At 40.4% G+C, this 25,476-nt stretch carries 27 protein-coding genes, 1 pseudogene and 1 other annotated feature; of the genes and pseudogenes, 7 read left to right on the top strand and 21 right to left on the bottom strand.

All coding sequences use genetic code 11. The annotated features are described in order from the left end of the window. Positions 1–114: 114 nt before the first annotated feature. Positions 115–438, top strand: coding sequence for a helix-turn-helix domain-containing protein (locus tag BR73_RS0109570; RefSeq protein WP_033165345.1), 324 nt, complete (start codon positions 115–117; stop codon positions 436–438). Positions 439–1,494: 1,056 nt separating this feature from the next. Here the strand turns inward: BR73_RS0109570 and BR73_RS0109560 are convergent. The 5 genes from BR73_RS0109560 to BR73_RS0109545 all read right to left on the bottom strand — a co-directional run bounded on the left by BR73_RS0109560 (position 1,495) and on the right by BR73_RS0109545 (position 5,175). Then, positions 1,495–1,869, bottom strand: a complete 375-nt coding sequence (locus BR73_RS0109560) for a hypothetical protein (RefSeq protein WP_033165343.1) — start codon at positions 1,867–1,869, stop codon at positions 1,495–1,497. Positions 1,870–2,186: 317 nt separating this feature from the next. Next, positions 2,187–3,467: a group II intron reverse transcriptase/maturase gene (ltrA, locus tag BR73_RS0109555; RefSeq protein ID WP_035297454.1), complete on the bottom strand. Its 1,281-nt coding sequence runs from the start codon at positions 3,465–3,467 to the stop codon at positions 2,187–2,189. Between the two features lie 504 nt (positions 3,468–3,971). Then, positions 3,972–4,027, bottom strand: a sequence feature (sodium ion sensor (DUF1646 type); this cis-regulatory element may regulate processes involved in with the transportation of sodium ions). 192 nt (positions 4,028–4,219) lie between these two features. Beyond that, a complete protein-coding gene (locus BR73_RS28255; RefSeq protein WP_081848590.1) occupies positions 4,220–4,393 on the bottom strand; it encodes a TrkA C-terminal domain-containing protein in 174 nt (57 codons plus the stop codon). A gap of 6 nt (positions 4,394–4,399) precedes the next feature. Continuing rightward, positions 4,400–4,777, bottom strand: a complete 378-nt coding sequence (locus BR73_RS0109550; protein ID WP_051685084.1) for an NAD-binding protein — start codon at positions 4,775–4,777, stop codon at positions 4,400–4,402. After that, a complete protein-coding gene (locus tag BR73_RS0109545) occupies positions 4,774–5,175 on the bottom strand; it encodes a hypothetical protein (protein ID WP_242860649.1) in 402 nt (133 codons plus the stop codon). The genes BR73_RS0109550 and BR73_RS0109545 overlap by 4 nt, the downstream gene beginning before the upstream one ends. 374 nt (positions 5,176–5,549) lie before the next feature. Here BR73_RS0109545 and BR73_RS0109540 point away from each other — a divergent pair, with 374 nt between their 5' ends. The 4 genes from BR73_RS0109540 to BR73_RS0109525 are packed head-to-tail and all read left to right on the top strand — an operon-like array spanning position 5,550 to position 8,387. Next, complete coding sequence (locus tag BR73_RS0109540) at positions 5,550–6,155, top strand: TetR/AcrR family transcriptional regulator (protein ID WP_033165342.1); 606 nt, start codon at positions 5,550–5,552, stop codon at positions 6,153–6,155. After that, positions 6,152–6,997 (top strand): ABC transporter ATP-binding protein, encoded by an 846-nt coding sequence (locus BR73_RS0109535; RefSeq protein WP_033165341.1) that lies wholly within the window; start codon positions 6,152–6,154, stop codon positions 6,995–6,997. The genes BR73_RS0109540 and BR73_RS0109535 overlap by 4 nt, the downstream gene beginning before the upstream one ends. Next, a complete protein-coding gene (locus tag BR73_RS0109530) occupies positions 6,994–7,677 on the top strand; it encodes a hypothetical protein (RefSeq protein WP_033165340.1) in 684 nt (227 codons plus the stop codon). Before BR73_RS0109535 ends, BR73_RS0109530 begins: the two co-directional genes overlap by 4 nt. After that, a complete protein-coding gene (locus BR73_RS0109525) occupies positions 7,674–8,387 on the top strand; it encodes a hypothetical protein (protein ID WP_033165339.1) in 714 nt (237 codons plus the stop codon). The genes BR73_RS0109530 and BR73_RS0109525 overlap by 4 nt, the downstream gene beginning before the upstream one ends. A gap of 86 nt (positions 8,388–8,473) precedes the next feature. Here the strand turns inward: BR73_RS0109525 and BR73_RS0109520 are convergent, their stop codons facing one another. From BR73_RS0109520 to BR73_RS28250, 10 genes and pseudogenes are all read right to left on the bottom strand, one after another. Beyond that, positions 8,474–8,707, bottom strand: coding sequence for a hypothetical protein (locus tag BR73_RS0109520; protein ID WP_033165338.1), 234 nt, complete (start codon positions 8,705–8,707; stop codon positions 8,474–8,476). A 48-nt stretch (positions 8,708–8,755) separates the two neighbouring features. After that, on the bottom strand, positions 8,756–9,454 hold the full coding sequence (locus tag BR73_RS0109515; protein WP_033165337.1) for a response regulator transcription factor: 699 nt from the start codon (positions 9,452–9,454) through the stop codon (positions 8,756–8,758). Further along, the gene (locus tag BR73_RS0109510) at positions 9,447–10,925 is read right to left on the bottom strand and encodes a DUF4118 domain-containing protein (RefSeq protein WP_242860648.1); all 1,479 of its coding nucleotides are present in this window, start codon (positions 10,923–10,925) and stop codon (positions 9,447–9,449) included. The genes BR73_RS0109515 and BR73_RS0109510 overlap by 8 nt, the downstream gene beginning before the upstream one ends. A 61-nt stretch (positions 10,926–10,986) precedes the next feature. Then, a complete protein-coding gene (locus BR73_RS0109505; RefSeq protein WP_033165336.1) occupies positions 10,987–11,571 on the bottom strand; it encodes an AAA family ATPase in 585 nt (194 codons plus the stop codon). Further along, a complete protein-coding gene (locus BR73_RS0109500; RefSeq protein ID WP_033165335.1) occupies positions 11,568–12,272 on the bottom strand; it encodes a response regulator transcription factor in 705 nt (234 codons plus the stop codon). Before BR73_RS0109500 ends, BR73_RS0109505 begins: the two co-directional genes overlap by 4 nt. Before the next feature lie 2 nt (positions 12,273–12,274). Then, positions 12,275–14,968 carry a sensor histidine kinase KdpD gene (locus tag BR73_RS0109495; RefSeq protein WP_033165334.1) on the bottom strand — a complete coding sequence of 898 codons (2,694 nt, stop codon included), beginning with the start codon at positions 14,966–14,968 and terminating at the stop codon, positions 12,275–12,277. Between the two features lie 242 nt (positions 14,969–15,210). Beyond that, positions 15,211–15,759, bottom strand: coding sequence for a K(+)-transporting ATPase subunit C (gene kdpC / locus BR73_RS0109490; RefSeq protein ID WP_197032693.1), 549 nt, complete (start codon positions 15,757–15,759; stop codon positions 15,211–15,213). Positions 15,760–15,781: 22 nt separating this feature from the next. Further along, positions 15,782–17,842 (bottom strand): potassium-transporting ATPase subunit KdpB, encoded by a 2,061-nt coding sequence (gene kdpB, locus BR73_RS0109485; RefSeq protein ID WP_242860721.1) that lies wholly within the window; start codon positions 17,840–17,842, stop codon positions 15,782–15,784. 12 nt (positions 17,843–17,854) lie between these two features. Further along, positions 17,855–19,540: a potassium-transporting ATPase subunit KdpA gene (gene kdpA, locus BR73_RS0109480; RefSeq protein WP_033165331.1), complete on the bottom strand. Its 1,686-nt coding sequence runs from the start codon at positions 19,538–19,540 to the stop codon at positions 17,855–17,857. Between the two features lie 753 nt (positions 19,541–20,293). After that, a pseudogene (locus BR73_RS28250) lies at positions 20,294–20,407 on the bottom strand (ABC transporter permease subunit); the annotation flags it as partial. A gap of 108 nt (positions 20,408–20,515) precedes the next feature. Here BR73_RS28250 and BR73_RS27290 point away from each other — a divergent pair. Then, a complete protein-coding gene (locus BR73_RS27290; protein WP_051685083.1) occupies positions 20,516–21,313 on the top strand; it encodes an HAD family hydrolase in 798 nt (265 codons plus the stop codon). A gap of 18 nt (positions 21,314–21,331) precedes the next feature. Here the strand turns inward: BR73_RS27290 and BR73_RS29105 are convergent, their stop codons facing one another. Continuing rightward, positions 21,332–21,595, bottom strand: coding sequence for an ankyrin repeat domain-containing protein (locus tag BR73_RS29105; RefSeq protein WP_197032640.1), 264 nt, complete (start codon positions 21,593–21,595; stop codon positions 21,332–21,334). A 57-nt stretch (positions 21,596–21,652) separates the two neighbouring features. On the opposite strand from BR73_RS29105, the gene BR73_RS29350 reads away from it, so the two are divergent. After that, positions 21,653–21,763 (top strand): peptidoglycan-binding domain-containing protein, encoded by a 111-nt coding sequence (locus BR73_RS29350; RefSeq protein WP_242860647.1) that lies wholly within the window; start codon positions 21,653–21,655, stop codon positions 21,761–21,763. Between the two features lie 342 nt (positions 21,764–22,105). Here the strand turns inward: BR73_RS29350 and BR73_RS0109455 are convergent, their stop codons facing one another. The 5 genes from BR73_RS0109455 to BR73_RS28690 form a co-directional block, all read right to left on the bottom strand. After that, positions 22,106–22,669 carry a hypothetical protein gene (locus BR73_RS0109455; protein ID WP_033165328.1) on the bottom strand — a complete coding sequence of 188 codons (564 nt, stop codon included), beginning with the start codon at positions 22,667–22,669 and terminating at the stop codon, positions 22,106–22,108. Positions 22,670–22,789: 120 nt separating this feature from the next. Then, a complete protein-coding gene (locus tag BR73_RS0109450) occupies positions 22,790–23,548 on the bottom strand; it encodes a protein kinase family protein (RefSeq protein ID WP_051685081.1) in 759 nt (252 codons plus the stop codon). Continuing rightward, positions 23,514–23,720 carry a hypothetical protein gene (locus BR73_RS0109445; RefSeq protein WP_033165327.1) on the bottom strand — a complete coding sequence of 69 codons (207 nt, stop codon included), beginning with the start codon at positions 23,718–23,720 and terminating at the stop codon, positions 23,514–23,516. The genes BR73_RS0109450 and BR73_RS0109445 overlap by 35 nt, the downstream gene beginning before the upstream one ends. 585 nt (positions 23,721–24,305) lie before the next feature. Continuing rightward, positions 24,306–24,539, bottom strand: a complete 234-nt coding sequence (locus tag BR73_RS0109440; protein WP_156034660.1) for a hypothetical protein — start codon at positions 24,537–24,539, stop codon at positions 24,306–24,308. Beyond that, positions 24,536–24,772, bottom strand: a complete 237-nt coding sequence (locus BR73_RS28690; protein WP_156034658.1) for a hypothetical protein — start codon at positions 24,770–24,772, stop codon at positions 24,536–24,538. The genes BR73_RS0109440 and BR73_RS28690 overlap by 4 nt, the downstream gene beginning before the upstream one ends. Positions 24,773–25,476: the final 704 nt, after the last annotated feature.

Below are 25,476 nucleotides of genomic sequence, written 5' to 3'. Positions count from 1 at the left end.
CTTTTCTGCTATGATAGACTTTAATATCTATTTTAGCAAGTACGCACTTATTAGTGACGTAGTACCCGTTTGTATACCAAATTTAAAGAAATAAATATTGAGGAGAAAATTTTAATGATAAAATATGAAGGCGTTGAATACCATTGCTCTATGGAACTTACACTTGAACTGATAGGCGGGAAATGGAAACCACTAATCATTTGGTATTTGGCAGAAAATACGATGAGATTCAGTGAATTAAAGAGAGCATTACCAAATATCACTCATAAAATGCTCACTCAGCAGCTTAGAGGATTAGAAGAAAGCGGCTTAGTCAATAGGCATATTTATACCGAAATCCCCCCAAAAGTCGAATATTCTCTTACAAGTGCAGGAAAAAGCCTATTGCCTATCTTGGAATCCTTAAGACAATGGGGCGTTAATTTTTCTAAGAAATAAAATGTTACATAAGATTTTCCGGTAGGACTTTATAATTTGCAGCCAGATCCGAGAATCAATTTTCAATTACCTTACTATAGGCACCATAGGCAATCTTTTTTATTACTCTTCATTTCTAAATGATAGAGTAATATCATTTATCCCACTTCCATCATCTAAGTATCAACGTTTATGTTAATTAATCCAATTGAAGAATCAGTATTGTCTGCGTTTTCTATCGTCATATTGTTAAGTTTAGGTTCCGTAAAATCTGTAGTTGTTGAATGTGTGACAATTATTTTTAACCTTTGCCTCATTTGGGTTAAGGCCAACCATTTCATGGTAGCGATGATAACTTCTGTTTTTATACAATGATTAATTGCTGCTAAAACTGTAGATTTTCATGAAAGTCAATAGTATTTTACTAAATATTTATGTTATTCTCACCACCTTTCGTTTTAAGCTTGCTTTTTAATTTCTTATCTGAAACACAAACAGACTGCTCATTTTCAAAAAGCTTGAAAATAAGCGGTCTATACGACTTTTAAATATTTAGTTGGAATGATAAAGAATTTTGTTTTTATAATGAAATTATGAACTGTAGCTTTATGTGTTCCGAGTACAAAAACTATATTAATTAAAAATACAACTTATTTTTCTGAGGAATAATTTTTCATTAAAATCATCAAAAAACTCTATTGTACTTAAATAAAATACAAATGTCTTTGTATACAACTCAACATCTGATTTATCTTTTAATTCAACAATTAATGATTGCTTCTCTTCCTTATTTTCAGCAGAATAATCCCTTAATTCCAACTTAAAAGCATTATTTTTTACATCAAATTCAAAATAAAAATAATAGACTTTTTCATTATAATAAATACTACACCCAAAATAATATTTCTTTATAATTTTTCAGTCACATCTTCTCATTTCGTAATCTTCCCTTAAAGAAAGAAAAACACTAAAATTCTATTTATAGTTTTTATAGTTACTTCCTTTCGGCATATGACTAACCCCTTTTTTAGTGGCGTAATATATTTATATAAATTAAGTTATGATCTTCAAGACCGCTCATTCTTTGATTAGTGATATAATTACACGGCTGATCTGAGCGAAAAACAATGAAACAATACCAGTTACATTATCAAATAATGGCATCAGCAATATGATAAATGCAACTGTAACAATTAAGAGAATACTAAACATTCTTAATAGTATATCCACTAGAGCAGCTCTTTTTGAATTGTACTTTTCTGAAATCTGCCCAGCTAAAACTTGTAAAAAATAACTTAGGATAGAAGCCGTGCTTCCTATGACAATACCTAATACTATGGAAATATCGCACATATTTGTAAGAATAAAAAAACCAATCACCATAATTGATAAGCCACTTACGCACAAAACAGTTCCTGCTATATCCAGTTTTTCATTTGTTTGAAACGACATTTATCCCCCTCCTATCACACATTGACCGCTTATTACTACCATTGTTATCTAAACCGTCAACAATGTAATTATGGAAATTATAATAATAGAGATAAATAACATTTAAGCATAAAATCTCCACCAATCAGTGGGCTGTTTAGGATCAAAAGTATATTTTTCTTCAAGTATAGTCTCCTTTTTCATAGTATTACTTACCACTGATGTATATAATCACCAGTTCCAAAAATAAATCGAGTAGGAGAAATTTCTCTTAACAGAGAAATTTCGACCTCTCACACCACCGTGCGTACCGTTCGGTACACGGCGGTTCAATCAACTTAACAAGTAACACACCTTTCGATGTAATAGTCCAACATTGAGATTAGTCCAAACTGGGCTAATCTCTCATTATTTATTGCTTGGCTTATATCTGAACTTCGACATACTCTTGCAAATCCCTTTGCATAAGAGGTTCGTCTTGCCGCCCATTTAGGTATTCCCAGTTTTATTAGATTCTTTGCTCTATTCTTTGGTGTTTTCCAGTGTTTCCATATGCACATGCGAAGCCTATATCTAATAGTTCCATCAAAATTCTTGCATAGTTTCTTCATACTACCGATTTTGAAGTAATTTATCCAACCTCGAATCAACTGATTTAGCTTCTCTATTTTGTGCTTATTGTTAACTCCCCAACTTCGGCAAGTAAATTTCTTCATTTTTGCCTTGAACTTTGCAACTGAACTAGCGTGTGGTTTAGCTTTATACTGTTTGGCAAATGTGTCATAGTAAAATCCAAATCCCAGATACTTTATTCCTTTTGGTTTATCCACCTTGCTCTTGCTAACATTTACCTTCAATCCAAGCTTCTCTTCTATGAACTTTGAAATGCTTTTCATTACTCTGCTAGCTGCCAGTTCGCTTCCGACCATAATAATACAGTCGTCTGCATATCTGACAAAATCCAATCCTCTTGATTCCATTTCCTTATCCAGTTCATTTAACATGATGTTTGCTAAAAGTGGTGAAATATTTCCACCTTGAGGTGTTCCTACAATAGAATCCTCGTATTCATCATCTATAATCACTCCGCTAACTAAGAACTTTCGAACTATCGAGATAACATCTCCATCTTTGATTGTTCTTCCTATTATTGTCATCAGCTTGTCATGATTTACTGTGTCAAAGAACTTTTCCAGGTCAATGTCCACTATCCAACTGTGCCCATCGTTCATCATTTCCAGCGCTGTAAGCACCGCCTGCTGGGCACAACGACTCGGTCTGAATCCGTAGCTGTGGTCATGAAACTGTTCCTCGAATATCGGAGTGAGTACCTGTGCTACTGCTTGTTGAACAAATCTGTCCGTTACTGTTGGTACTCCCAGTTTCCTGACTCCTCCTTCTGGTTTTGGTATCTCTACACGCCTTACTGGTTGCGGTTTATACTTTCGTGTCCGCAATTGTTCTTTAATTGTTTCGCCATTCTTCAAAAGGTATTCACCAAGTTCTGTGTACTCCATTCCGTCCACACCCTCTGCTCCTTTGTTTCGTATGACTTGCAGATACGCCTTATTGAGATTATCTTTGGCTAATATCTGCTCCATTAGACTATTTGTGTCCATGCGTTGTTTCCTTTCTGTCCCGTTCGTTTCCACCATCTTTGACGTCATCGACAGATGTTGTGTTTACTACAAGTCGGAACCTACTTCAACTGATTGATTGTTCGTCCCTTTGCTCCGTTTCCATTACAGAAACTTCCTCGCTACTACGGACTATGCTGACTTCTCACAGTTCGTTGTTACTCGGCAAATGATACCGCTGTGAGACCTCCCCGATTAAGGTGCGAGCTCTTTCCTCTCATCTATCCGCCACATTTACTCCTACTTCCAGCAACTTTTGGACTTCATCTTCTTTTGCAAACTTATCCGTATTTCAGAGCCTTATATGTGATTTCTGTCCGTCGGACCAAGAGTTTGCCTACAACTTCCTTCAGATTCCACCTCACGGTGGACACCCTTGTTGTTCAGCTATGTGCTTCCACGTTGCCTAGGCGCACTTGGGACTTTCACCCATTAGAGCCCGCCCATGGCGGGCAAACAAAAAGGGTGGGAAGCTCGCAAATAGCGAGCTTCCCACCCCAGAAGCTTAAACTCTTGAAATCAAATGTAACATTCGTTCAACCGTAAAACATTATTAATTTATAAAAATGATAGCACAAATTCTTGAATTTGGCAAGATAAATTACAAGACACTTCGGTTAGAAAACATAATTTTCCATATCATTTTATATATTCATAAGATTTATAGTTGTTTGTGCAGTCTTTTTCAGGTTTGACACGGGCTTTCCACAGGTACCGCATCTGTATATATGCGTTCATAACCCTCCCCGTCCTGTCAGTTCTTTGATCGCAGTAAGTTCCTGCTTGTCTGACGAAATCAGAACCAGCAAATCTCCAGCAAGAATACGGGTGTCTCCTCGAGGAATCATACTGCCCTCACCACGAAGAATGTATCCAATAAGAACCTCCTTGGGCAAATCAATTCCCATACCTTTTTACCCACCACCGGAGCTGTTCCGGGAATAGGGACTTCGCAATACTGACGCGCCTTCACCGATTGGAATTAAGGATGCAATTCCATCTAAAAAAACTTGCTGCTCAATAATATTGGTATTGTCATTATTGGTTACAACAATTACAGCAGTCGCCTTTTCCACCTGTGCCTCACTCAGAATATCAATGTCTGTAGCATCTCCGATGAGAGTGAGACCTACATAGGACGACGACAATTTAAGAAAAGACTCCTTATTACAGTCGATAATTAAGACCTCGTGCCCTTCATCCGATAAGACATTTTCCAAACCGCCGCCTAACCGTCCACAGCCGATGATGATACTATAATCTGTTTTCTCTTTTCTCCCAAACATCTTCATTCTGGTTCCCTCCTAACAACATGGCCAATACCATTTTTGTCATAAACCAATTTGAAGTTATCCGTTTTTGGCTCAGGTGGACAGTCTGATTCATCAATGGCCCAGGTCCCTCTGGAGAAAAAAGTCCCAAAGTGGTCTAAGTTATGCCTTGCAGGAACATAGGTGGGGTCAAGTGCCCCAGCCGCACGAAAATGTTTCATGGCAGTCAAGTGATCACCCTGCAATTCCAGCAGCAGACCAATCAGGTTATGCGGTTCCGGCGCATGCGGATATTTTTTCATCGCTTCAAAAATCAGCGGCTCGCATTTTTGATAATCTCTTTCACTTAATAACGTCCGTACTATATTACATAGCGCAACCAATCCGTTTTTGTTTTCCATCATATCCTGCATTATCATAATTAAAACCTCCTATCCATTATGTTAAAACCAACCAATTAAAAATACCAAGAGAAATTCTATAAAATTCACAGATGCAAAGACTGTTATCTTTTTCATGAATCAGGACTTCCTTTAAAAATTAATTCTTATTTCTTTGCATCTATAATTTTAACGCTTAATCTGTGACCGCAGTGTGAGCTTTGCACTTCGGCTGTGAGAATGCTGTGATAAATGAATAAAACGCTTCGGATGACTTCGAAAAGGTAAGGCATATAATTTTTCATATGATATCACATAACAATAATCACACATTTATCAAGCAAACATGTTGACAAAATTTATATTTGACCATATAATTATTAATAGTCAAATAGAATATAAGGAGGAGTCCAATGCCAAAGGCTTTTTCTGACAGTGAAAGAGAATATATTCAAAAACGTCTCATGGAGGAAGCTCAGATATGTCTTGCTCAGTTCGGTATGCGTAAGACTACAGTAGATGAACTTGTGAAACGGGTACACATACCCAAAGGAACCTTTTATCTTTTCTATGCTTCCAAGGAATTGTTGTTTTTTGATGTGTTTTGTTCACTCCATAATGATTTGCAAACCACGTTACTTCTCTGGATAGATGAGTTAAAAGATAATATCAATGCTGATACCTTTACAGATCTTATTTTTCGTTTATACAAGCAAGTAGATGCTACTTTCCTTTATGCCTTTATTGCAAATGGGGATTTAGATCTTCTGGTGAGGAAATTACCACCGGAAGTTGCCGCCGCACATGCTAAGGAGGATGACTTTAATATGGAACATCTGCTTTCCTTGCTGCCCGGTGTACAAACAGAAGGCAACATTAAAATATTCAGTGCTGTTTTAAGAGCGATATTCTGCACAATGCTACACAAGCGGGAGATTGGCGAAGACGTATTTGACGAAGCAATCCACGTCATGCTCCGGGGTGCAGTGCTACAACTATTTGAGGAGGAAACGTTATGATACAGGTACAAAATTTACAATTCAGTTATACAAAACAGCCATTTATTGAGAACATGTGCTTTGATGTACAAAATGGTGAAATCTTTGGGTTTTTAGGCCCTTCCGGCGCTGGAAAAAGCACACTGCAAAAAATTCTTACCGGGCTTTTAACCACATATAGGGGCAGTGTATTGTTAAACGGAACAGAGGTGAAACATCATGACAACAGCTTTTATGAAAATATCGGCGTAGACTTTGAGTTTCCAAGCCATTACGAAAAGCTGACAGCACGGGATAATCTACGGTTCTTTGCCTCTCTTTACAAACAGCATCAGTCAATTGATCCGCTGTTGGAAAGTGTTGGGCTTCTTCCCGACGCCGATAAAAAAGTATCGGACTTTTCCAAAGGAATGAAATCCAGGTTAAACTTTATTAAGGCATTACTCCATAATCCCTCCCTGCTTTTTCTGGATGAGCCGACCTCTGGACTTGATCCATCCAACGCAAAACGGATGAAAGACATCATTTTACAGGAAAAAGCAAAGGGGAAAACCATATTGCTGACCACCCATAATATGTACGATGCAACAGAACTTTGCGACCGTGTGGCCTTTATTGTGGACGGCAAACTGCGTGCACTGGATACCCCCCGTAATTTGATTATGTCAAAAGGTGCTTCCAAAGTCCGCTACACTTATGCATTAGATTCCAGGGAGAAAGAAGCGAAGATTCCGTTAAATCATACGGGTGATGATAAAGTGCTGCAGAAGCTTATCCGTGAAAACCGGCTGCTGACCATCCACAGCAGTGAACCAACCCTTAATGATATTTTTGTGGAACTCACAGGGAAGAGGTTGCAATGAGGATAAAATCACTGCTGATTGGCGATATTCGTTTTCAGTTTAAATACGGGTTCTACTTTTTGTATCTTGTATTTACAATACTTTATATCTGCCTGCTGTATGTACTGCCTGCCCGATGGCGGGAGCAAGGTGCTGTTTTGATGGTGTTTACCGACCCTGCAGCCATGGGACTCTTCTTCATGGGGGCGATTGTTTTATTTGAAAAAGGAGAACGGGTCTTAGATAGCATTGCCATATCACCTGTCAAGTCAATGGAATATGTAATTTCAAAGCTTGTATCCATAGGCCTGATTTCAACAATAGTTGGACTGCTGATTGGACTCGGTGGCGGCGTTATCTCCAATCCGTTATTATTTGCCGCAGGTGTATTCTTTGGTTCCTGCCTGTTTTCTGCCGTAGGGCTTATGGTTGCCGCAAATATCAGAACATTAAATCAGTTTATTGTTGCGACCATCCCCGCCGAAATAATCATCAACCTGCCCGCAATCGCCTGGCTATTTGGCTGGAAGCCACGCTGGCTGATTGCCCATCCAGGTGTTTGTATTATGGAGCTATGCCAGAATGGTAAATGGGCGTTGCTGGCGTTTCCTATTCTGATATTTTGGACTATATTATCTGTACTGCTGGCACAGCATGTTATGTCAAAAAGTCTGCGTTCCTTGGGAGGTGTCAAACTATGAACCCTATGCTTCGATCTTTTTCTATGTTCATTCGCCAGGTACTTAACGACAGTATGCTTGCAGCCGTGTGCTGCGCTTCCATCTTTAGCGCGTTTTTTATCCGGTTCGGTATCCCGGCGGTTGATAATGTATTGAACAGCTATTTTCAGAAGGAAACTAATCTCTCAGAATACTATCTGCTGTTTGATCTGCTGCTGGCTCTTGTCACACCCTATATGCTCTGTTTCGCATCAGCGATGATGATGCTGACCGAATATGATGAAAACATAGCCGGCTATCTTGCAGTAACCCCTGTGGGAAAAAAGGGCTATATCTTATCCAGACTAGCATTTCCGGCCGTAATCGCTATTGTTATATCTACTGCACTAATGCACTGGTTTTCCCTGACGGTTTGGCCGGTTTGGATGGTATTTCTTACCTGTCTGCTAACAAGCCTGACCAGTGTTGCTGTGGTGCTTTTACTGTTTACTTTTTCCCATAACCGGGTGGAGGGTATGGCTATGGCAAAACTGTCGGGGCTATTGATACTAGGTTTGCCCGTACCCTTCTTCCTTTCGTCAGGAGTACAGTATCTGTTTTCGCCCCTTCCGTCTTTTTGGATTGCTAAGTTTTGTATAGAACGTAATCTGGTCTTCTTAATACCAGCATTGCTAACCTCACTTCTCTGGATTTTGCTTCTGTATCGGAAATTCAATCGAAAAATCATATAAGAATTCCTTTATTCACAGTTAAAATTATGCAAAATAAATGACCATTTTGAATTTCAAAATGGTCATTTATTTATATAATCCGATGCTTATTTTCTAACAATCAGTTCTTCCAGCAAGAATACAAAAACACCAACAACTAACAACTTGGTAGTACCAATCATATTTTTTAGTATGCGGTATATACGTGTTTTATTATCCTCAGTAATAGTAACGCCTGTATTCCAAACATCACCACCCCAGTTAACAACAAGCAGAACAAATTTATTACAACGTCGTATTTGCTTCTTCTCATTGGCATAAGTATCACCCTTCCAAGCCACATTTTTTAAAAAATTTTATAAATATAATACCTCCAACTACAAAACTGCTCACTCATCCACAAGCCGATAACCAACTCCGATTTCAGTAATGATATAGCGCGGCTTTGCCGGATTTTTCTCGATTTTACGCCGAAGCCCTGCCATTAATGCACGTAAAGCCTGCGTATCATTTCCGTAACCGATGCCCCATATTTCTTTTAATATCGCACTGGTCGTCAGAATTTTGCCAATGTTTTTAAACAATAGACTTAATAAACTGTATTCCATTGGTGTGACGTGAAGTTCTTTATTGTCCAGATAAACAAGATGCTTATCCAGTTCAATTTTTAACCCGCCCACAGTAAGTGCACTCTGCTGATTTTCTTTACTCTGCTTATTCAAGTGACGTACGGCTACACGAATACGCGCCATCAGTTCTGTTGCAGAGAATGGCTTTGTGAGGTAATCGTCCGCTCCTAAATCAAGAGCCGCTGCTTTTTCACTATCCTGATCCCTGGCAGAAACCACAATAATAGGAAGTTCAGACCATTCCCGAACTTTTTTGATTACATCCATGCCGTCGAAATCCGGTAATCCAAGATCCAAGAGCATAATGTCAATCTGCTCTGATATTAGATGACCAAGCGCATCCTGTGCCGTATATGCTGTAATGTATCGAAACTCCGCCTGTTTTAATGAATAGCATATAAAGTTTCTAATCTGAGGATCATCTTCAACCACTAAGATTGTTTTATGATAACTATTCATGTATTTGCACCTCCATAGGAAGCGTAAATGTAAATTCCGCTCCTGTTCTGTTGATCCGGTTTTTAACTTCAATATTTCCTCCATGTGCCTTGATAATTGCATCGCAGATGGTCAGCCCAAGGCCGATCCCATGCTTCGCATCGGAAATCTGTGTATGGGAGGTATAAAACATTTGAAATATATGCGGCAAATCTTCTTGAGATATTCCGCTTCCACTATCAATGACTTTAAAAATAGCGAAATGTAAGTTTTCATTTTTCTCCACCAAAATACCAATTTCACCATCTGGAGGTGTATGCTTAATCGCATTATCCAATAAATTAATCAGTACTTGTCGGATAAGCTTCGCATCCATGGGAATCATCAGGAGTTCATTTGGCATACTGACATCAATTTCATATTTAGGCCATTGCTTGGAAATACGTTCAATGGCAACGGCCAGGACCTCTTCGACAGCCTCCGGTTGTTTATTGAGTATAAGTTTACCTTCCTGTAATCTGGTAAGGCTTAAGATATTTTCCACAAGAGAATGCAGCCAATCGGCATCCTTATGAATGGCGGACGCTAAGTCATAACGGGGATCATCCTGCTTGGACATATCCATTATCATCTCAGAAGTACCCATAATCCCCGACAGTGGAGTTCTTAAATCATGTGAGATAGCCCGCAGCAGATTTGCGCGATACCTCTCTTGAATAGTTTCTTCACGTGAACGGTTATGCAACGCTGAGACCCTCAGTCTGTCCATTGCCAAAGCGACACTTTCAATCATGGACCGCAGCAGACGCATCTGCTCCGCACCTATCGTCTGCGCAGTTTTAAGCGGAATTCGTATAATACCGAGCTTTTTTTCATGACCATAAATCGGCCAGTCATAAAACTCAGCCCCCATACTATAGCTCGTTTTCAACTGCTCTATCCTGCCTTTAATTTCTTCTTTATCTTCAGTTTCTCGGCGTATCTGCCTATGATCTGCCCGGTGCTGTATAAAGAAGTTCTCTGGCATTCCGTTCTCCTGAAAACAAAGGCATGCTGCCTGACAACCTAGATATTCACTGATTTCATCAATAGCATAGCCTACAATGTCTTGCATATTGTCTGCATCGGTCAGATGATTGGTCAGGTTATATACTGCCTTTGTTTCAGCTTCCTTTTGTCTTGCATCCAATGCACTTTTCTTTGCGTGAGAAACGATGGTGCTTGTGATTAGCGCGACAATCGTCATAATGACAAAGGTAATCATGTAGCTTGGGTCATTGACGGAGAAGGTCAGATACGGCTCAGTAAAGAAATAATTAAACAGAAAGGTTGCAGCAATTGAGGAAAGAATCCCCCATAAGAAGCCCTCCGTCAGCCATGCAATCATGTGAACCGCCAAAAGGTATGTGATAACGATATTGGTTTCCGGAAATCCTGTATCATCAAATAAATACCCTATCACAGAGGCTCCTGTAAGCAGCAATATCGTCAAAACGGCACACTTCAGCGTTATCTTTATCTTTTCTGGCATTGTATTCACTTCCCCCAAAAAATTACTCCTCAATAATATTTATAATTCTGTCCAAGGATTCTTCAAATTCCAGCTGCGAGGAATTCTCAAAAATCAGCAAATCGTCTTTGCAGGTTGGGTCATTTAATTCATGGGGTATTTCAAAGTTGATGCCCGAGATATACTCATCCCAATGTTCCAGCTTCCATTTATCACGGTCACTGTTTCTGGAAATCATTCGCTGTCTGCATACTTCAACATCTGTCTGCACCCATATAACCGTGAGCTTTGTGTTTTTTAATGCAAGTTTTGCATTTAGATCAGTCATATACTTTTCATCCCGGACTTCTCTTGTAAAAGGCGCATTAATCAGTACGATATCATCATAATCCAAGGCTTCTAAGGCAAGCGCCACAATAGCATCATACTCATAGTTCCGTATGTTTTTTTCAAAGAAGTCAGAGCTTCTATTGTATTCCTGTCCCGCCACTGCAAAAATTTGTTTCGATAATACAATCAAAGTGTCTTTATCTAAGTAAACAACATGCATGAGCTTTTTTGCAAGCTGTTTTGATACATACGTTTTCCCACTCGCCGGAGGGGACGTTACCAAAATTAGTCTCTTCATATTTCTACCTCCTCTACCATTCGGTATCCAACTCCCATCTCCGTCAAAATATACTTAGGTGAGCCGGGATTTGATTCAATCTTTCTGCGTATATTTGCCATATTAACACGAAGTGTATGGCTATCTCCGGCGTACAGTCCCCATATTTCCTTCATGATATAATCATGGGTCAGAACCTTTCCGGCATTTTTTGATAAAAGCGCTATAATTTTATATTCAACCGGTGTCAGATGGACTGCCTTTCCAGTGAGAAAAACCGAACGCTTTTCATAATCTATCTGAAGTTCACCAATGGTCGTTTTCTCTTCACCCAGTGTCTGCGCACCCATGCTTTGAGGGCTGTGCCGCAGGGCCGTCCGGATTCTTGCCAAGAGCTCCGAGGTGCCGAAAGGCTTTACAATGTAATCGTCGGCTCCAAGGTCGAGGGCCTCAACCTTTTCCCGCTCGTGTCCGCGGGCTGATACCACAATAACCGGTATTTTCGACCATTCACGAATACTTTTCAGTATCTCCACACCATCAATGTCCGGCAGTCCAAGATCCAGCAAAATAACATCCGGCGAATAAGATGCGGCCATAGAAAGTCCTTCTTTTCCGGTACCGGTCTTGATGACCTGATATCCGTTTGAGTTCAGGATTGCTGTTATAAAGTTGCAGATTGCTTCCTCATCCTCGATGACGAGAATGGTTGGTTTCACCATAGTCACTCACTTCCTTCCAATGGCAGTGTGAACTTAAATATTGCACCGCCTTCTTTTCGATTATCGGCTTCCATTGTTCCATTATGCGCTTTAATAATTGTCATGCATATTGACAGCCCAATTCCCATCCCTCGGGAAGAGTCTGAGCTTTTGGTTCCGTTTGGAACATAGCTGGTAAAAAGATACGGGAAATCCTCTTCTGCAATTCCCTTCCCATGATCTAGTACCTCGAATGTTGCTGTATTTTCGCCTTTTTTTAATATAATATCAACCGGTGAGGTGTCGGCAGAATGCTTCACTGCATTTTCGAGAAGGTTAATGAGCACCTGTGCAATCAAGGTACCGTCCATTGGCACCTCTAGCAGCTCATCCGGTACAGAAACCTCAATCTTGTGGTGCGGAAATCTTTTTCGGATGCGACTTACGGCCTCCGCCACAACCTCCTCAGCCGCCTCCGGGTTCTTGTTAACCTTAGTTTCCCCCTCATTAATACGAGTCACCGACAATAGATTTTCCACCATCCGTATCAGCCATTGAGCTTCTTCCTGAATATCTGCATTCAGCTTGTCGCGAGTACACTCATCCAAGTTTTTTGTATTTTCACGTATTGCTGAGCTGGCCCCCAGGATTCCGGCAAGAGGTGTGCGCAGATCATGGGCGATAGCCCGCAGTAAATTGCTTCTCATTTTCTCTTTTTCCGCATCCACAATGATACTGCGCTGTTCATCAGACAAATGCTGGCGTTCCAGTGCCATAGCCACCTGAGAGGCAATCATGCGTAAAAATTGGCGGGTATCGTGGCTTAACGGTCCATTTGTGCAGGAAATCCCTAAAACAGCCAGCACCTTCCCTTGTGATATAACCGGCATATAAAAACCAGAAGCACCCATTAAGGTATCTGTTCCTGCTCCCGCACGCTTTTGGTTTATGAATACCCAATGTGCCACAGCCTTTTCATCTTTGGAATTAAGGACTGCTTCGTCCGTATCTCCTTCGGCCTGCATGACACTACCATCGTTACCGGTTTCAGGATCGGATGGAAAGAATACAACGGAACGCTCAAATAAATTCACAATATATGAATTGGTCAGTAAGATAATATTTTCAAGTCCTCGGGTAACCAGAAGCTTTTTGTTGATCTCATATAGAACTTCCGTACGGCGTTCTCTCTGAACAGCCTGCTTAGCCTGGGTCTTAATTCTTACGGTCAGTGTGCTTGTAATTAAGGCGACCAGCAGCATAATGAGGAAGGTAATAGGATAACCCGCTTGAATCGCATTGAACGTATACATGGGTTCGGTAAAAAAGAAATTGAAACTCAATACGCTTGCAACCGAAGCAATCATTCCAAATATATGGCCTTTTGTAATCCTTGATACAACAAGCACAGAAAGGATATAGGTCATAATAATATTCTGGTCGCCGATTCCCACCCTACGCAATCCAAGGGATATCAAAGTGGCTGCCACCAGCAATGCTGCTGTTTTCTCACAGTCAACCCATGAAAATTCCACTTTTCCTTTCCAAATTGTCCTGCGTGGTTTTTTATAATCCCTGCGAGTGGTGGCACCAGGTATTATATGGACTTCTATGCTTGGTATAAGAGAGATCAGCTTGTCTTCAAAATCCATCTCAAACAGATTTTTTAGTGTTTTCTTATTACGGCTTTTGCCTACTACAATGTTTGTGATGCCGGATAGTTTTGCGTATTCAGCTACAGACATGGCGATTTCATGGCCTGTGAGCGAAACAATTTCTGCTCCAAGCTTTTCTGACAGATCCATATTTTCTCGAAGTATTTTCTGCTGCTGGGGAGTTAAATGATCACTATCGGTGCTTTCAACATAAAGCGCTACCCATTGGGCATGAAAGGCTTCCGCGGCTCTTGCCGTCCACCTGATGCATTTGGCGGAGGAGGGGGATGAACCAATGCAAACCAGCATTTTTGTATTTGCCATTTTTTCGGTCGTGCGGCGCTCATTCTGATTTTCATTGCTGATTCTATCCGCAGCTTTTCGCATTGCAATTTCACGCAGGAGCTTTAAGTTCTCCCGCGTAAAAAAATGATTCATAGCCGTTTGTGCCCGTTCGGGCTTATAAATCTTCCCATTCTCGAAGCGCTTGAGCAATTCATCCGGTTCGATATCAATCAGCTTCACTTTTTCGGCTCTGTCAAAGATATAGTCGGGTACGGTTTCTTTTACCCGAACACCGGTTATGCCTTCAACTACATCGTTAAGACTTTCGATATGCTGGACATTTACGGTCGTGTAAACATCAATACCAGCATTTAAAAGTTCCTCAATATCCTGAAAGCGCTTCAGATTTCGAACGCCCTCTGCATTGGTATGTGCAAGCTCATCCACCAAAATCAGTTCCGGTCTGCGGTTTAGTGCTCCATCCAAGTCAAATTCCTTGAGCTCTATGTTACGGTAAAATACCGATTTGGGTGCAAGGAAAGGTAGTCCCTGTAAAAGCTGTAACGTTTCCGGTCGGGTATGCGGCTCAACGTAACCGACCAATATGTCTTTCCCCATGCGGTACTGCTCCTGCGCGTCATCTAGCATCGCATAAGTTTTACCTACCCCGGCTGCATATCCGAAAAAAATTTTTAATTTTCCCAAATGAGTATCCTGCTGTGTTTGTATATCTACCAGAAGTGCGTTGGGATCAGGACGTATATCAAATTCATTCATTTTACCTCACCTCCTCTTTATTTAACAATCATACCACTACCATAATTTATAGCAAGTTATTCCTGCCATAATAGATTATTGGTACATGTGATTCTTTCTCCGAAAGCTGATGATATCTATTCTTTTCCGGGTATCCGCATTTTTCCTTAGGCTGTTTCATTTATAGAGATGACAGGCTCGTTCAACGCACCGGAAGGTCATGCAAAAAGCATGACCTTCACATCGGTTAACCGCTCTACAGCTTACAGCAAATCATCCAGTGCCAAGTTAACCTTCAGGACGTTTACAGAAGGCTCGCCGAATATTCCAAGAAAACGACCGGTGGTATATTTACTGATAATTGCCCTGACATCGTCCTCGCTTATGCCACGTTCCCTTGCAAGACGGGACACCTGATACTCCGCTGCTTCCGGAGTGATATTCGGGTCAACGCCGCTTCCTGAGGCTGTTACCAGATCCATCGGTATATCCGCCGTGTTATCCGGGTCAAGGGTATGCAGCCAGTCAGTGCGCTCCTGTACAAGCGCTTTTTGTTCCTCACTTACCGATGAGAGATTTGTTACACCCATCGGCCTTCCAACCATGTATCCGGCTCCTGTAAATTCCTGTGCGATCAGTGTGGAGCCATAGTCCTTTTGCGTGCCATCTTTTAACGTAACTGTTATGGTGCTTCCATTTGCCTGGCCTGGGAATAAAAGCTGTGCAATTCCCGTAACAGCCGCCGTATAAATGACGCCGCATATTATGGTCATCATAAGGAAACACATAACAGCTGGTCGTAGTATTTTCATTGATTTCGTCATATAATCCTCCTTATACAATTCCGCAGGCTGTGAGTAACATATCAATTCCTTTGATTGCAATAAAAGGAGCTGCAATACCACCCAAGCCATAAATCAGCATATTCTGTCCCAACAGCTTTCCTGCAGGCAGTTCACGGTATTTCACACCCTTTAGAGCCAACGGAATCAGTGCAATTATAATCAGCGCATTGTAGATAATAGCGGATAGAATCGCTGTCGTTGAGCTGGTAAGTCCCATAAAATTTAAGGCTGTCAGCTGCGGGTAGATTCCAAAAAACAGCACCGGAATGATGGCAAAATATTTTGCAACATCATTTGCCACACTAAAGGTCGTCAGCGCTCCACGTGTCATCAGAAGCTGCTTGCCGATACGCACAATGTCAATGAGCTTGGTAGGGCTGGAATCCAGGTCAACCATGTTACCCGCTTCCTTAGCCGCCTGGGTACCAGTGTTCATCGCCACGGCAACATCCGCCTGTGCCAGGGCAGGTGCATCGTTTGTGCCGTCACCCGTCATCGCTACCAGGTGCCCTTTTGCCTGGTAGTCACGTATCAGCTCAAGCTTTGCTTCCGGCGTAGCTTCTGCAAGAAAATCATCTACGCCCGCTTCTGCGGCAATTGCCGCAGCAGTCATAGGATTGTCGCCTGTAATCATTATGGTTTTGATACCCATCTTACGCAGGTCTTCAAAACGCTCTTTCACACCGTTTTTTACAATGTCTTTTAAATACACAACTCCCAGCACCTGATTGTTCTTTGCAACTACCAGAGGCGTACCGCCTGCTCCGGCCACATGCCTTACAATCTGCTCACATTCCTCGGGATACTCTCCGCCATTGTCCTGTACAAAAGCTTTTACCGCTTCTGCGGCGCCTTTACGAATCTGTATGCCTTGGTAATCAATACCACTCATTCTGGTTTTTGCCGTAAATTCTATGAAACTGGCATTCATTTTCGTAAGCTCGCGGCCTCGAATACCAAACTTTTCTTTTGCCAGAACAACGATGCTTCTACCCTCGGCTGTTTCATCGGCCAAAGAGGAGAGCTGTGCGGCATCTGCCAGTTCCTGTTCCTTTATGCCTTTTACCGGAAGGAACTCACTTGCCTGACGGTTTCCAAGGGTGATGGTACCGGTTTTATCCAGTAGCAGCACATCCACATCTCCGGCTGCTTCAATTGCACGGCCACTCATAGCAAGCACATTCGCCTGATTGAGGCGACTCATACCGGCGATACCGATGGAGGATAGAAGTGCGCCGATTGTTGTAGGTGCCAGACAAACCAGCAAAGCTATTACATTTGTAATGGAAATTGCTGAGCCTGCCCCTGCCTGACTGCTTGCAAAGCTTGAAAAAGGAAGCAGCGTTGCTGTAACAATTACAAAGATGATCGTTAGCGTTACCAGCAAAATTTGCAAAGCAATTTCGTTGGGTGTCTTTTTTCTGGAAGCGCCTTCCACCATGGAAATCATTTTATCCAGAAAACTTTCTCCGGCCTCCGCCGTCACTTCAATGACAAGCCAGTCGGATACCAGTGTGGTGCCGCCCGTAACCGCGCTGCGATCACCTCCCGATTCACGGATTACCGGTGCGGATTCACCCGTAATTGCGCTCTCATCTACAGAAGCCGCACCATCAATGACCTCACCATCCATAGGTATCTGCTCTCCTGCCCGAACAATCACAACATCACCCTTTTTAAGCTGGGCAGAAAGTACCTCGGTATAGTCATCTGTATTACTCTTAGTTTTCAGTTTTTTAGCTTTTACATCCTTTCGCGCTTTGCGCAGGGTATCTGCCTGGGCGCGTCCGCGCCCTTCTGCAATGGCTTCCGCAAAATTTGCAAACAATACCGTGAACCATAAGATTAGAGCAATCGCAAGAATGTATCCGCTGTTTTCATCCTTTATTCCAACGAAGGACAAAACGTATAATGCTGTAGTTAAAATTGCACCGATATAAACGACCAGCATAACCGGGTTTTTTACCTGTATACCGGGGGCAAGTTTAGCAAAGGATTGCCTGAGCGAATCTCCTAAAATACTTTTATTAATACTTTTCTTTTCCATTATAATCACCCCGTTCTATCGCATTGTGAAGTAATCGGCAATGGGTCCAAGAGCCAGAGCCGGTAAAAAGCTCAGTGCACCAACAATTAGAATAACACCGATTAACAATCCCACAAACATCGTATTTGTTGTTGATAAAGTTCCTTCACTGACTGCAACCGCCTTTTTGTTCGCCATATTTCCGGCTAGGAAGATTGCTGCAACCATTGGGATAAATCGAACCAGCAGCATAATGATTCCGCCAACAATATTTGTAAATACAGTGTTTGCATTAAATCCGGCAAAAGCACTTCCGTTGTTATTTCCCATTGATGAGAATCCATAGAGAATTTCGGAAAATCCATGTGCACCCGAATTGGTCAGCCATGAAGTGGCCTCCGGCATCAGCACAGCCGCAGCGGTTCCAAGAAGTGTGAACATTAAAGGTGCCAGCACAATCAGGCAGACCATCTTCATGTCATACGGTTCTACCTTTTTCCCAAGGTACTCGGGCGTTCGGCCGACCATGAGTCCCGCAATGAATACCGTAAGCAGAACAAAAGCAATCATACCGTATAATCCGCTGCCTACGCCGCCAAAGACAATTTCTCCAAGCTGCATCAGAAACATCAAAACCATTCCGCCAAGCGGCGTATAGCTGTCATGCATAGAGTTAACCGATCCATTGGAAGCCGCTGTGGTTGAAGTGGCCCACAAAGAGGATGCTCCCACGCCGTGAATAACTTCCTTACCCTCCATACTTGCAGAGGCGGCAACACCGGTATACTCCGGAGCCAGGAATACCTCGCTGGCTGTAACAGCAGTAAGCGACAGTACGAACAGAATCATCATGGCGATATAGATAGATTTCCCTTGTTTACTATCCTTAACAGCCTTACCGAAGGATACACATAAAGCGGCGGGAATCAGCAGGATGGACAATACTTGCAGCAGGTTTGAAAATGCCGTCGGATTTTCCAACGGAAAAGCGGAGTTAACTCCAAAGAAGCCACCGCCATTTGTTCCGAGCTGCTTAATGGCAATCTGGCTGGCCGCAGGACCAAGGGGGATGGTCTGTGCCGCTCCTCCTTGAAGCATAGTCACTTCCTTGTATGGTGCAAAGGTCTGCACAACCCCCTGTGACACCAGCACAAGCGCCAGAACAAAGGATAGGGGAATCAGCACATAAAGTGTAATTCTGGTTAAATCTGCCCAAAAACTGCCGATAGTGGTCTTCTGTTTTATAATAAAACCTCTGATCAAAGCAAACAATACGGCTATTCCAGTGGCTGCCGATACAAAATTTTGTACAGTAAGTCCCAGAAACTGCGTCAGGTAGGACAGTCCGGTTTCCCCTGAATATGCCTGCCAGTTGGTATTAGATACAAAACTTGCAGCCGTGTTAAAGGCAAGATGCCAGCTTGTTCCTTTAATCCCTGCAGGATTAAATGGTAAAATTCCCTGCAGCATCTGAATCAACCAGACAAAACACACACCCACTGCACTGAATATCAAGGCGGACAATGCATAATTTTTTGCTCCCATTTCCTCGTTGCCTTTGACTCCTATCATTTTATATATTCCGTTTTCTACCGGAGCAACGATGCGGGATAAAAACACCTTTTGACCGGTCATGACTTTGTACATATAGATGCCAAGTGGAATGGATAATCCCACAAGTAAAACAAGATAAATAATATCCTGCAAAATAATCATGTTCATAATTCTTCACCTCGAAATAATACATAGAATAAGTAAATTAGTAATAAAAGGCCGATTAAACCCGCTATTGTTAATATAATACCCATATTTATCAACTCCTTCCTAGTTCTTTATTGGTCACGCTGCTCGCGACAGTTTCACCCGAAATAATGGGCATTATGTTTTTAGTTATTTTCTTATTTCTACCATTTTTGTGCTTAAATATTAAATTATTACTTTAGACTTTTAAGCTACTTCATAAGCTTAGCGATAAGTATTGAACCACCATTGAATCATACATAAAATAGTTAAAATAATTACCATGCCCATAGGGTAATTCTGACCCAGTCCATGACATAATGCCTCCCTTTTTTAGTTCTTTGACTATCTCAAATTGAAATATAATAATATTGCTTATTGCATTTAAAATGATACCATAAAAAAAGTCAACGAAGTGTCAATTTGAATTGGCTAGATGTCAAGAAATCGTCCAGATAAATACCGTTATTGGCGGTTGTTATTTTTTGATGTTGCAACTCTTAAAGTGAACGATTCTCCTTCACGGTTCACCACGACCCCCAACATAATCCATAAAACGCACCTGGTTCTTGGTGAGACAACCTGTTTTTTTAGTATGCTATAAAGCGCACGTTATAACAGTACAACTCCTGAATCTGCCCGGTAGAAGGATATGGACATGGCTGGCTGCCACACACCTCATCCTGATTCTTTATTGTAGTAGTGGGAAGGATACAGCTAAAGGCAAGGGGGCTATATATGTCTCATTAATTTAAAGCGGTTAGCACCATCTACTTTCGCTGCTTCATATAGTTCCTGATCTACTCCAGCTATTGCCGCCAAATACATGATAGCTCCCCAGCCAAGTGAAGAATGAAGATTAAAATGCAACAGATTCAACTGCTGATATTCCAAAAGACTTCTGTTAACAACTGAAATATCACGGTTACCTTAATTGAACTAAAAGGAGTGTGAAGAGTGCGTATTACAACTGTTTTATTTGATCTTGACGGAACCCTCCTTCCGATGAATCAGGACGAATTTACAAAGGGATATTTCAAACTGCTGGCGGCGAAATTAGCCCTGCACGGCTACGAACCAAAGCAACTAGTAGACACGATATGGGCATGTATGGCGGCTATGGTTAAAAATGGCGGCACCTGTAGCAACGAAGAAGTCTTTTGGGAAAAATTTGCTGCAATTTACGGAGAAAAAGCATTAGCAGATAAGCCTCTGTTTGAGGAATTCTACGAAAAGGAATTTGAAGGTGCGAAAGCATACTGTAAGTTCAGCCCCGGAGTGCCCAAAGCAATCCGTCGAATTCAAGAAATGGGCTACCGTGTGGTACTGGCGACAAATCCTATCTTCCCTGCTGTTGCTACCGAAGCCCGCATCCGCTGGGCAGGTCTGGAGCCTTCAGACTTCGAGCTTTATACCACCTATGAAAACTACAGCTACTGCAAACCGAATCCGGCCTATTACAAAGAAATACTGGACAGGCTGACTCTTGCGGGAACAGAACAACTTATGCCCGGAAAGCTTCTATTGCTTTTAGAAAGATACCAGGGTACAGCATTCAACTTCCAGCACATATCGGTGTTGCTGACACAGTTTATGGCTCTCTTGAAATGTACAGGAAGGAAGTTGTTGACGAGCTTAACATCTGGATGGATAATCACTCTGTTGAAGAAATGGATAAGACCATACAGGAAGCTATTTCAAGTATATCGGATGAAACAGAAAGATTACAGTTTACTCAGACATGGGAAGAAATAAAGAAACAAAGATAATATATCACAGCATGGACGCATAGGAAAGTCCTAGCAAAACACAAAACGGTAGAACCACATTATAGATCAACAATATTTTTGTTTTTTTTCTTATCCGCAATGGAGAGCGCAGTTTCTCCCTTTTTGGATTCAGCATCGGGTCTGCACCATGACTTAAAAAAAATTTTGCAAATTCTATAAGACCATAATAAGCGGCATACATCAGTGCTGTATAACCATCTTTTTCCACTTCATTAATCAACGCACCTGCTACAAATAGCTGTTCCACATTTTCTTTTACACCACTTATCTGAACCGGATCAGGCGCAACTATCCTGCTATTCCGGTGATCACCGATGAACCAGGTAAATTCGGCAATACCACAAAAGCCGCAGTAACGAAATTCCAGAGTATCTTTAATCTGACTGCCGATGGTGTTGTAGGAAAGGCAACCTGAAATAAGATTTCGTCCGTATATGTTGCCGTAACAAAGCTGGCAGAGCTAACCAGCGAGGGCACCTCACTGGGAATCGGAACTGTCCCCCCTAGTTCTGTTCTCAGGTTAGGCTCAAGAGGTTTTGATGTAATAACATATATTTTATCTGGTGCCATGGGAGATTGTACTTCTCAGATATAGAATGAAGTATCCTGACTACCTGCCTCGCACCTCTAATATTTCATGCAATCCTTGCAGCCTGTCTGTAGCTCATAACACTCCCATATGGTATTCTTTTTATTTTTACAAGGACTTCCTCAGTAAACTGTGTCATATCAAACAAATCTCTTTATCAAACAGGCCTTAGCCTCCTATATAAACATCATGAATGAATTGATCGTAATTCTCTCGTTGTGTATGTATATTATTATAGAGCTTACTATTTAAAGTCACAATTGAATTGATGAATTCAGCATCCATTTCCTCTATAAGATAATACTTGTTATTTTCATAGAGACAGCTGAGACTCCTTCCTATTGCATATAAACTGTCCCTATGAACTCCGTAGGAAAAACCTCTTAATTCTGCTCCGTCCTTATTACCACTGAAAAAAAGTGATTTTGCCAACCATCCCTTATCTGCATATCCGCCCTCAGTAGTTTCCGTAAGTACACAATTTATGTATTCTGTAAACTCTGTAAATTCACCTGTATGTATCTTAATTCCAACGATAGGATACCATAATCCCTGAGTTTTGCCGCTGTTGGTGCCAGAGGACCTATAGAAGGCCAGAGTTACTCTTTCAATCCCATAGTAATAACGTATTGCTACATCAATAAGGCCAATCATTCGAAAAGGGTTTTTTGTAAATATGTTTGCTCGAAAACTATCCGGATAAAATATTATTATCTCCCCTAAATGTTTCATTAAAATCCTTCTTCCTAAAGATCTTTAATAAGCACTAATAGATCTACAACACAGCAGGATATATAAATAGATACCATGCGATTTAATATCCTAGCAATATTAAACACATGGTTTATCTATTTAATTGCTATTCTTAATTTTATTCAACTGTTGCCTGATTTCATGAATATTTTCATAGGATTTTTCAATACCCATAAGTCTTTTTAAGAAAACTTTTTCTTCTGGCATCAAGTCAAGCTCTTTAAACCATGGTTTATCAATTCGACTTACTTTTTGGTAGGTTGTGTAATATAGATGAATTAAAAAATCACCTATACACCAGTAATCTAACTTCTTAGTATAGTGATCATTATCCATTATTCTTGCCAAACCAAAATCAATGAGCGAAAGCTCTTTATTATCTTTTCTTATGATATTCGGCGGCCTAATGTCACTATGAACGATATTGTAGCTATGCAATAACTCTACCATATCAAGCAGCTGACCACAGACCTCGTAAATCTCTTCACGGTTGAATTGATATCTTTCTTTTCGTAAGATATCTTCAAATACTTCCCCTTCTATATATTCAAGTATATAACCTTCTCTGTCCTTATCTTTAAACCTTAAAATAAATTTCGGGAAATAAGGATGCTGCAACTTCTTTAAACACAATTCTTCGTAAAACAATTTATTTTCACTTTTTTTTATCATTTCTTTCTTCAGTTGTTTTACAACATATTTATTTTTATCCTCATCAACAGCTAGATATACTATTCCATATCGTCCCTCACCCAATAATTCTTGAATGGTATAAATGTCTATTGTATCGTTCTCTTCGTAATATATATCTAAATTACCGCTCTTATTTTTCAGATGAAGACCCAATAAGCGACACATAACTAATATGATCTTCTAAAACGCCTACTGTTGGATCTGCTTCTTGACCTGCTTCGTGATCTACAGCTAGACCAGCTATTAAATCTGATGTTGGATCTACTAAATGATCTGCTAATATCGCTCCTTGGACAGTCCCCAGAAGTATAAAAGCTATGCCCTCTAAAAGATTCATTTCTGTTAAAGCTCATACAAACACCTCTCTATGCATAAATTTGCATTAATAAAGAATTCTATTATGCAATAATAATATATTCATATTTCGTCAATATGTGACTAAAAACGACATCTTATATATGAATTATAAGGAGCATTCCAGATTTCCCTTAATTTCGGAACCATCGTTTCTTCCGAAAGCATTATTTTAAATGGAAATAGATTGTTATAAAAGCAACCTCTATTTCCTTACATCTTCATTTCAATTTCAACATGATATGCCTTTTTCTTTTCGTTGGATAAAAGTACTACTGTCTCCACATGCCTTGATCCCCCTTGTCGTCGGATTATTATTTTAAAATCTTTCTTCTACAATTAATTTTTGTACAAAATCTTAAGCTATTTACAAAAATCAATCATAAAAACATTTCTGCCTTAATAAGAAAGCGCTTGATAATAATTGCTTACCACTTTCGCTATTAAATCTAAGAATATTAAGATTTCTTGTATTCAAACTTAATCCCTCAACAATGTATTTCTACTGGAATTTCGTAAAAGGCAAAACTTTTAACTTAATATTTACTTATTATTTTGACCTATGTCTTTAAGAAATTTCCATACTCGCTATAACTGATCCTAATAAGCCAAATGCTCCTGTTAAGCCACAAACCGTCTTACAAAGTATCATACAAATATTTACACCAGGTCCTACTTCCTCGATTGCACTTTTTTTATCAATAATTTCAAAATTCATTTTTTCCCAATTCTTGTTACATCCTGAATAAGCATAAAAATCCCCTCCAAGCCCGATTAAAAGCGGGCTGATGGAGATCATCATCCAGAAAAATCCCACGAGAAGAACGACGCTTTTATCCCCTCACCTAAAAATCCAATGCCTTGATAATAATCAATTAACCTTGGATATGCAGGATCATCTGGAGTCATATGCTTTGATAAAACATCAATTCTAACCTTTTCATCCGGTGGATAGAATTCTTTATCAATAATTATGGTAAAGACTTCATTTCCGAAAGCTTGCTGTATTCTATTGAATTTAATTGTTACGGTCAAGTTCAAATGTGTTTAAAATGGATTAAGGAAGGTATTGAAAAACTCCTGAACAAATGGCTAAACACAATATCGAAAATATACCAAGTAATTTAAATAGATATTTTATTTGAATTTGTATTAATTTCGCTGAAAAAAGCCAATTACTGAACAGCAAGAAGTTATATATACGGACTGTATCGTCTTTATTTACGCCTCCACGCGGGAGGGTAGTATTTTTACTCATCGAGATGCCCCTTTTGCCTAGGGTATGTCTGAAAACTCATTGCGCCATTCTGAACGCCCCACTTTGCGGGATACTGCGTCGTGATTTTGGGAACGTAGACCCGCTACGCCCCAAAATCGCTCCTTGTCTCCCACAAAGTGGAACATTCAGCCCGGCACAAGTATATATGTATTAGGATAGTCTCGAAATCTAACTTTCTTTAATAATAAATCATTTGCGTTAGAATCAGTTGGTATTTGATTTAAAATCCAATTCGTACCATATGAATTAAAACTTGAATGATTAAGCGAATATACCGGTATGGTTAATGATGTCCCGGAATTAGCAGCTGTGCTACCATCCAAATATAATTTTTGATTACTCTTAACAAACCAATGTTTTATATCGATAGCCAATAATAAATAATCTTCTTATTCTTCAATTTCATTTCAATTTCATAGTAGTATTTAGGTTATTCTCCAGTGATTTAATTGTTAAAAGG

The sequence above is a fragment of the Clostridium sp. KNHs205 genome, assembly GCF_000702945.1.
Taxonomy (GTDB): domain Bacteria; phylum Bacillota; class Clostridia; order Lachnospirales; family Lachnospiraceae; genus Anaerocolumna.
The sequence above is the reverse complement of the archived record's forward strand: the minus strand, read 5'-3'. Positions and strand labels throughout refer to the sequence as shown.

Bases quoted from the DNA above. Each gene is read 5' to 3' on its own strand.
- kdpC (WP_197032693.1), bottom strand. From the start codon at position 15,759: ATGAAAATACTACGACCAGCTGTTATGTGTTTCCTTATGATGACCATA.
- BR73_RS0109530 (WP_033165340.1), top strand. From the start codon at position 6,994: ATGAGGATAAAATCACTGCTGATTGGCGATATTCGTTTTCAGTTTAAA.
- BR73_RS0109495 (WP_033165334.1), bottom strand. From the start codon at position 14,968: ATGAATGAATTTGATATACGTCCTGATCCCAACGCACTTCTGGTAGAT.
- BR73_RS28255 (WP_081848590.1), bottom strand. From the start codon at position 4,393: ATGGGAATTGATTTGCCCAAGGAGGTTCTTATTGGATACATTCTTCGT.
- BR73_RS0109550 (WP_051685084.1), bottom strand. From the start codon at position 4,777: ATGAAGATGTTTGGGAGAAAAGAGAAAACAGATTATAGTATCATCATC.
- BR73_RS0109440 (WP_156034660.1), bottom strand. From the start codon at position 24,539: ATGATGATCTCCATCAGCCCGCTTTTAATCGGGCTTGGAGGGGATTTT.
- ltrA (WP_035297454.1), bottom strand. From the start codon at position 3,467: ATGGACACAAATAGTCTAATGGAGCAGATATTAGCCAAAGATAATCTC.
- BR73_RS0109525 (WP_033165339.1), top strand. From the start codon at position 7,674: ATGAACCCTATGCTTCGATCTTTTTCTATGTTCATTCGCCAGGTACTT.
- BR73_RS0109455 (WP_033165328.1), bottom strand. From the start codon at position 22,669: ATGAAACATTTAGGGGAGATAATAATATTTTATCCGGATAGTTTTCGA.
- kdpA (WP_033165331.1), bottom strand. From the start codon at position 19,540: ATGAACATGATTATTTTGCAGGATATTATTTATCTTGTTTTACTTGTG.
- BR73_RS0109535 (WP_033165341.1), top strand. From the start codon at position 6,152: ATGATACAGGTACAAAATTTACAATTCAGTTATACAAAACAGCCATTT.
- BR73_RS0109505 (WP_033165336.1), bottom strand. From the start codon at position 11,571: ATGAAGAGACTAATTTTGGTAACGTCCCCTCCGGCGAGTGGGAAAACG.
- BR73_RS0109545 (WP_242860649.1), bottom strand. From the start codon at position 5,175: ATGATAATGCAGGATATGATGGAAAACAAAAACGGATTGGTTGCGCTA.
- BR73_RS0109445 (WP_033165327.1), bottom strand. From the start codon at position 23,720: ATGAATCTTTTAGAGGGCATAGCTTTTATACTTCTGGGGACTGTCCAA.
- BR73_RS0109570 (WP_033165345.1), top strand. From the start codon at position 115: ATGATAAAATATGAAGGCGTTGAATACCATTGCTCTATGGAACTTACA.
- BR73_RS0109500 (WP_033165335.1), bottom strand. From the start codon at position 12,272: ATGGTGAAACCAACCATTCTCGTCATCGAGGATGAGGAAGCAATCTGC.
- BR73_RS0109515 (WP_033165337.1), bottom strand. From the start codon at position 9,454: ATGAATAGTTATCATAAAACAATCTTAGTGGTTGAAGATGATCCTCAG.
- BR73_RS0109540 (WP_033165342.1), top strand. From the start codon at position 5,550: ATGCCAAAGGCTTTTTCTGACAGTGAAAGAGAATATATTCAAAAACGT.
- BR73_RS0109450 (WP_051685081.1), bottom strand. From the start codon at position 23,548: ATGTGTCGCTTATTGGGTCTTCATCTGAAAAATAAGAGCGGTAATTTA.
- BR73_RS0109560 (WP_033165343.1), bottom strand. From the start codon at position 1,869: ATGTCGTTTCAAACAAATGAAAAACTGGATATAGCAGGAACTGTTTTG.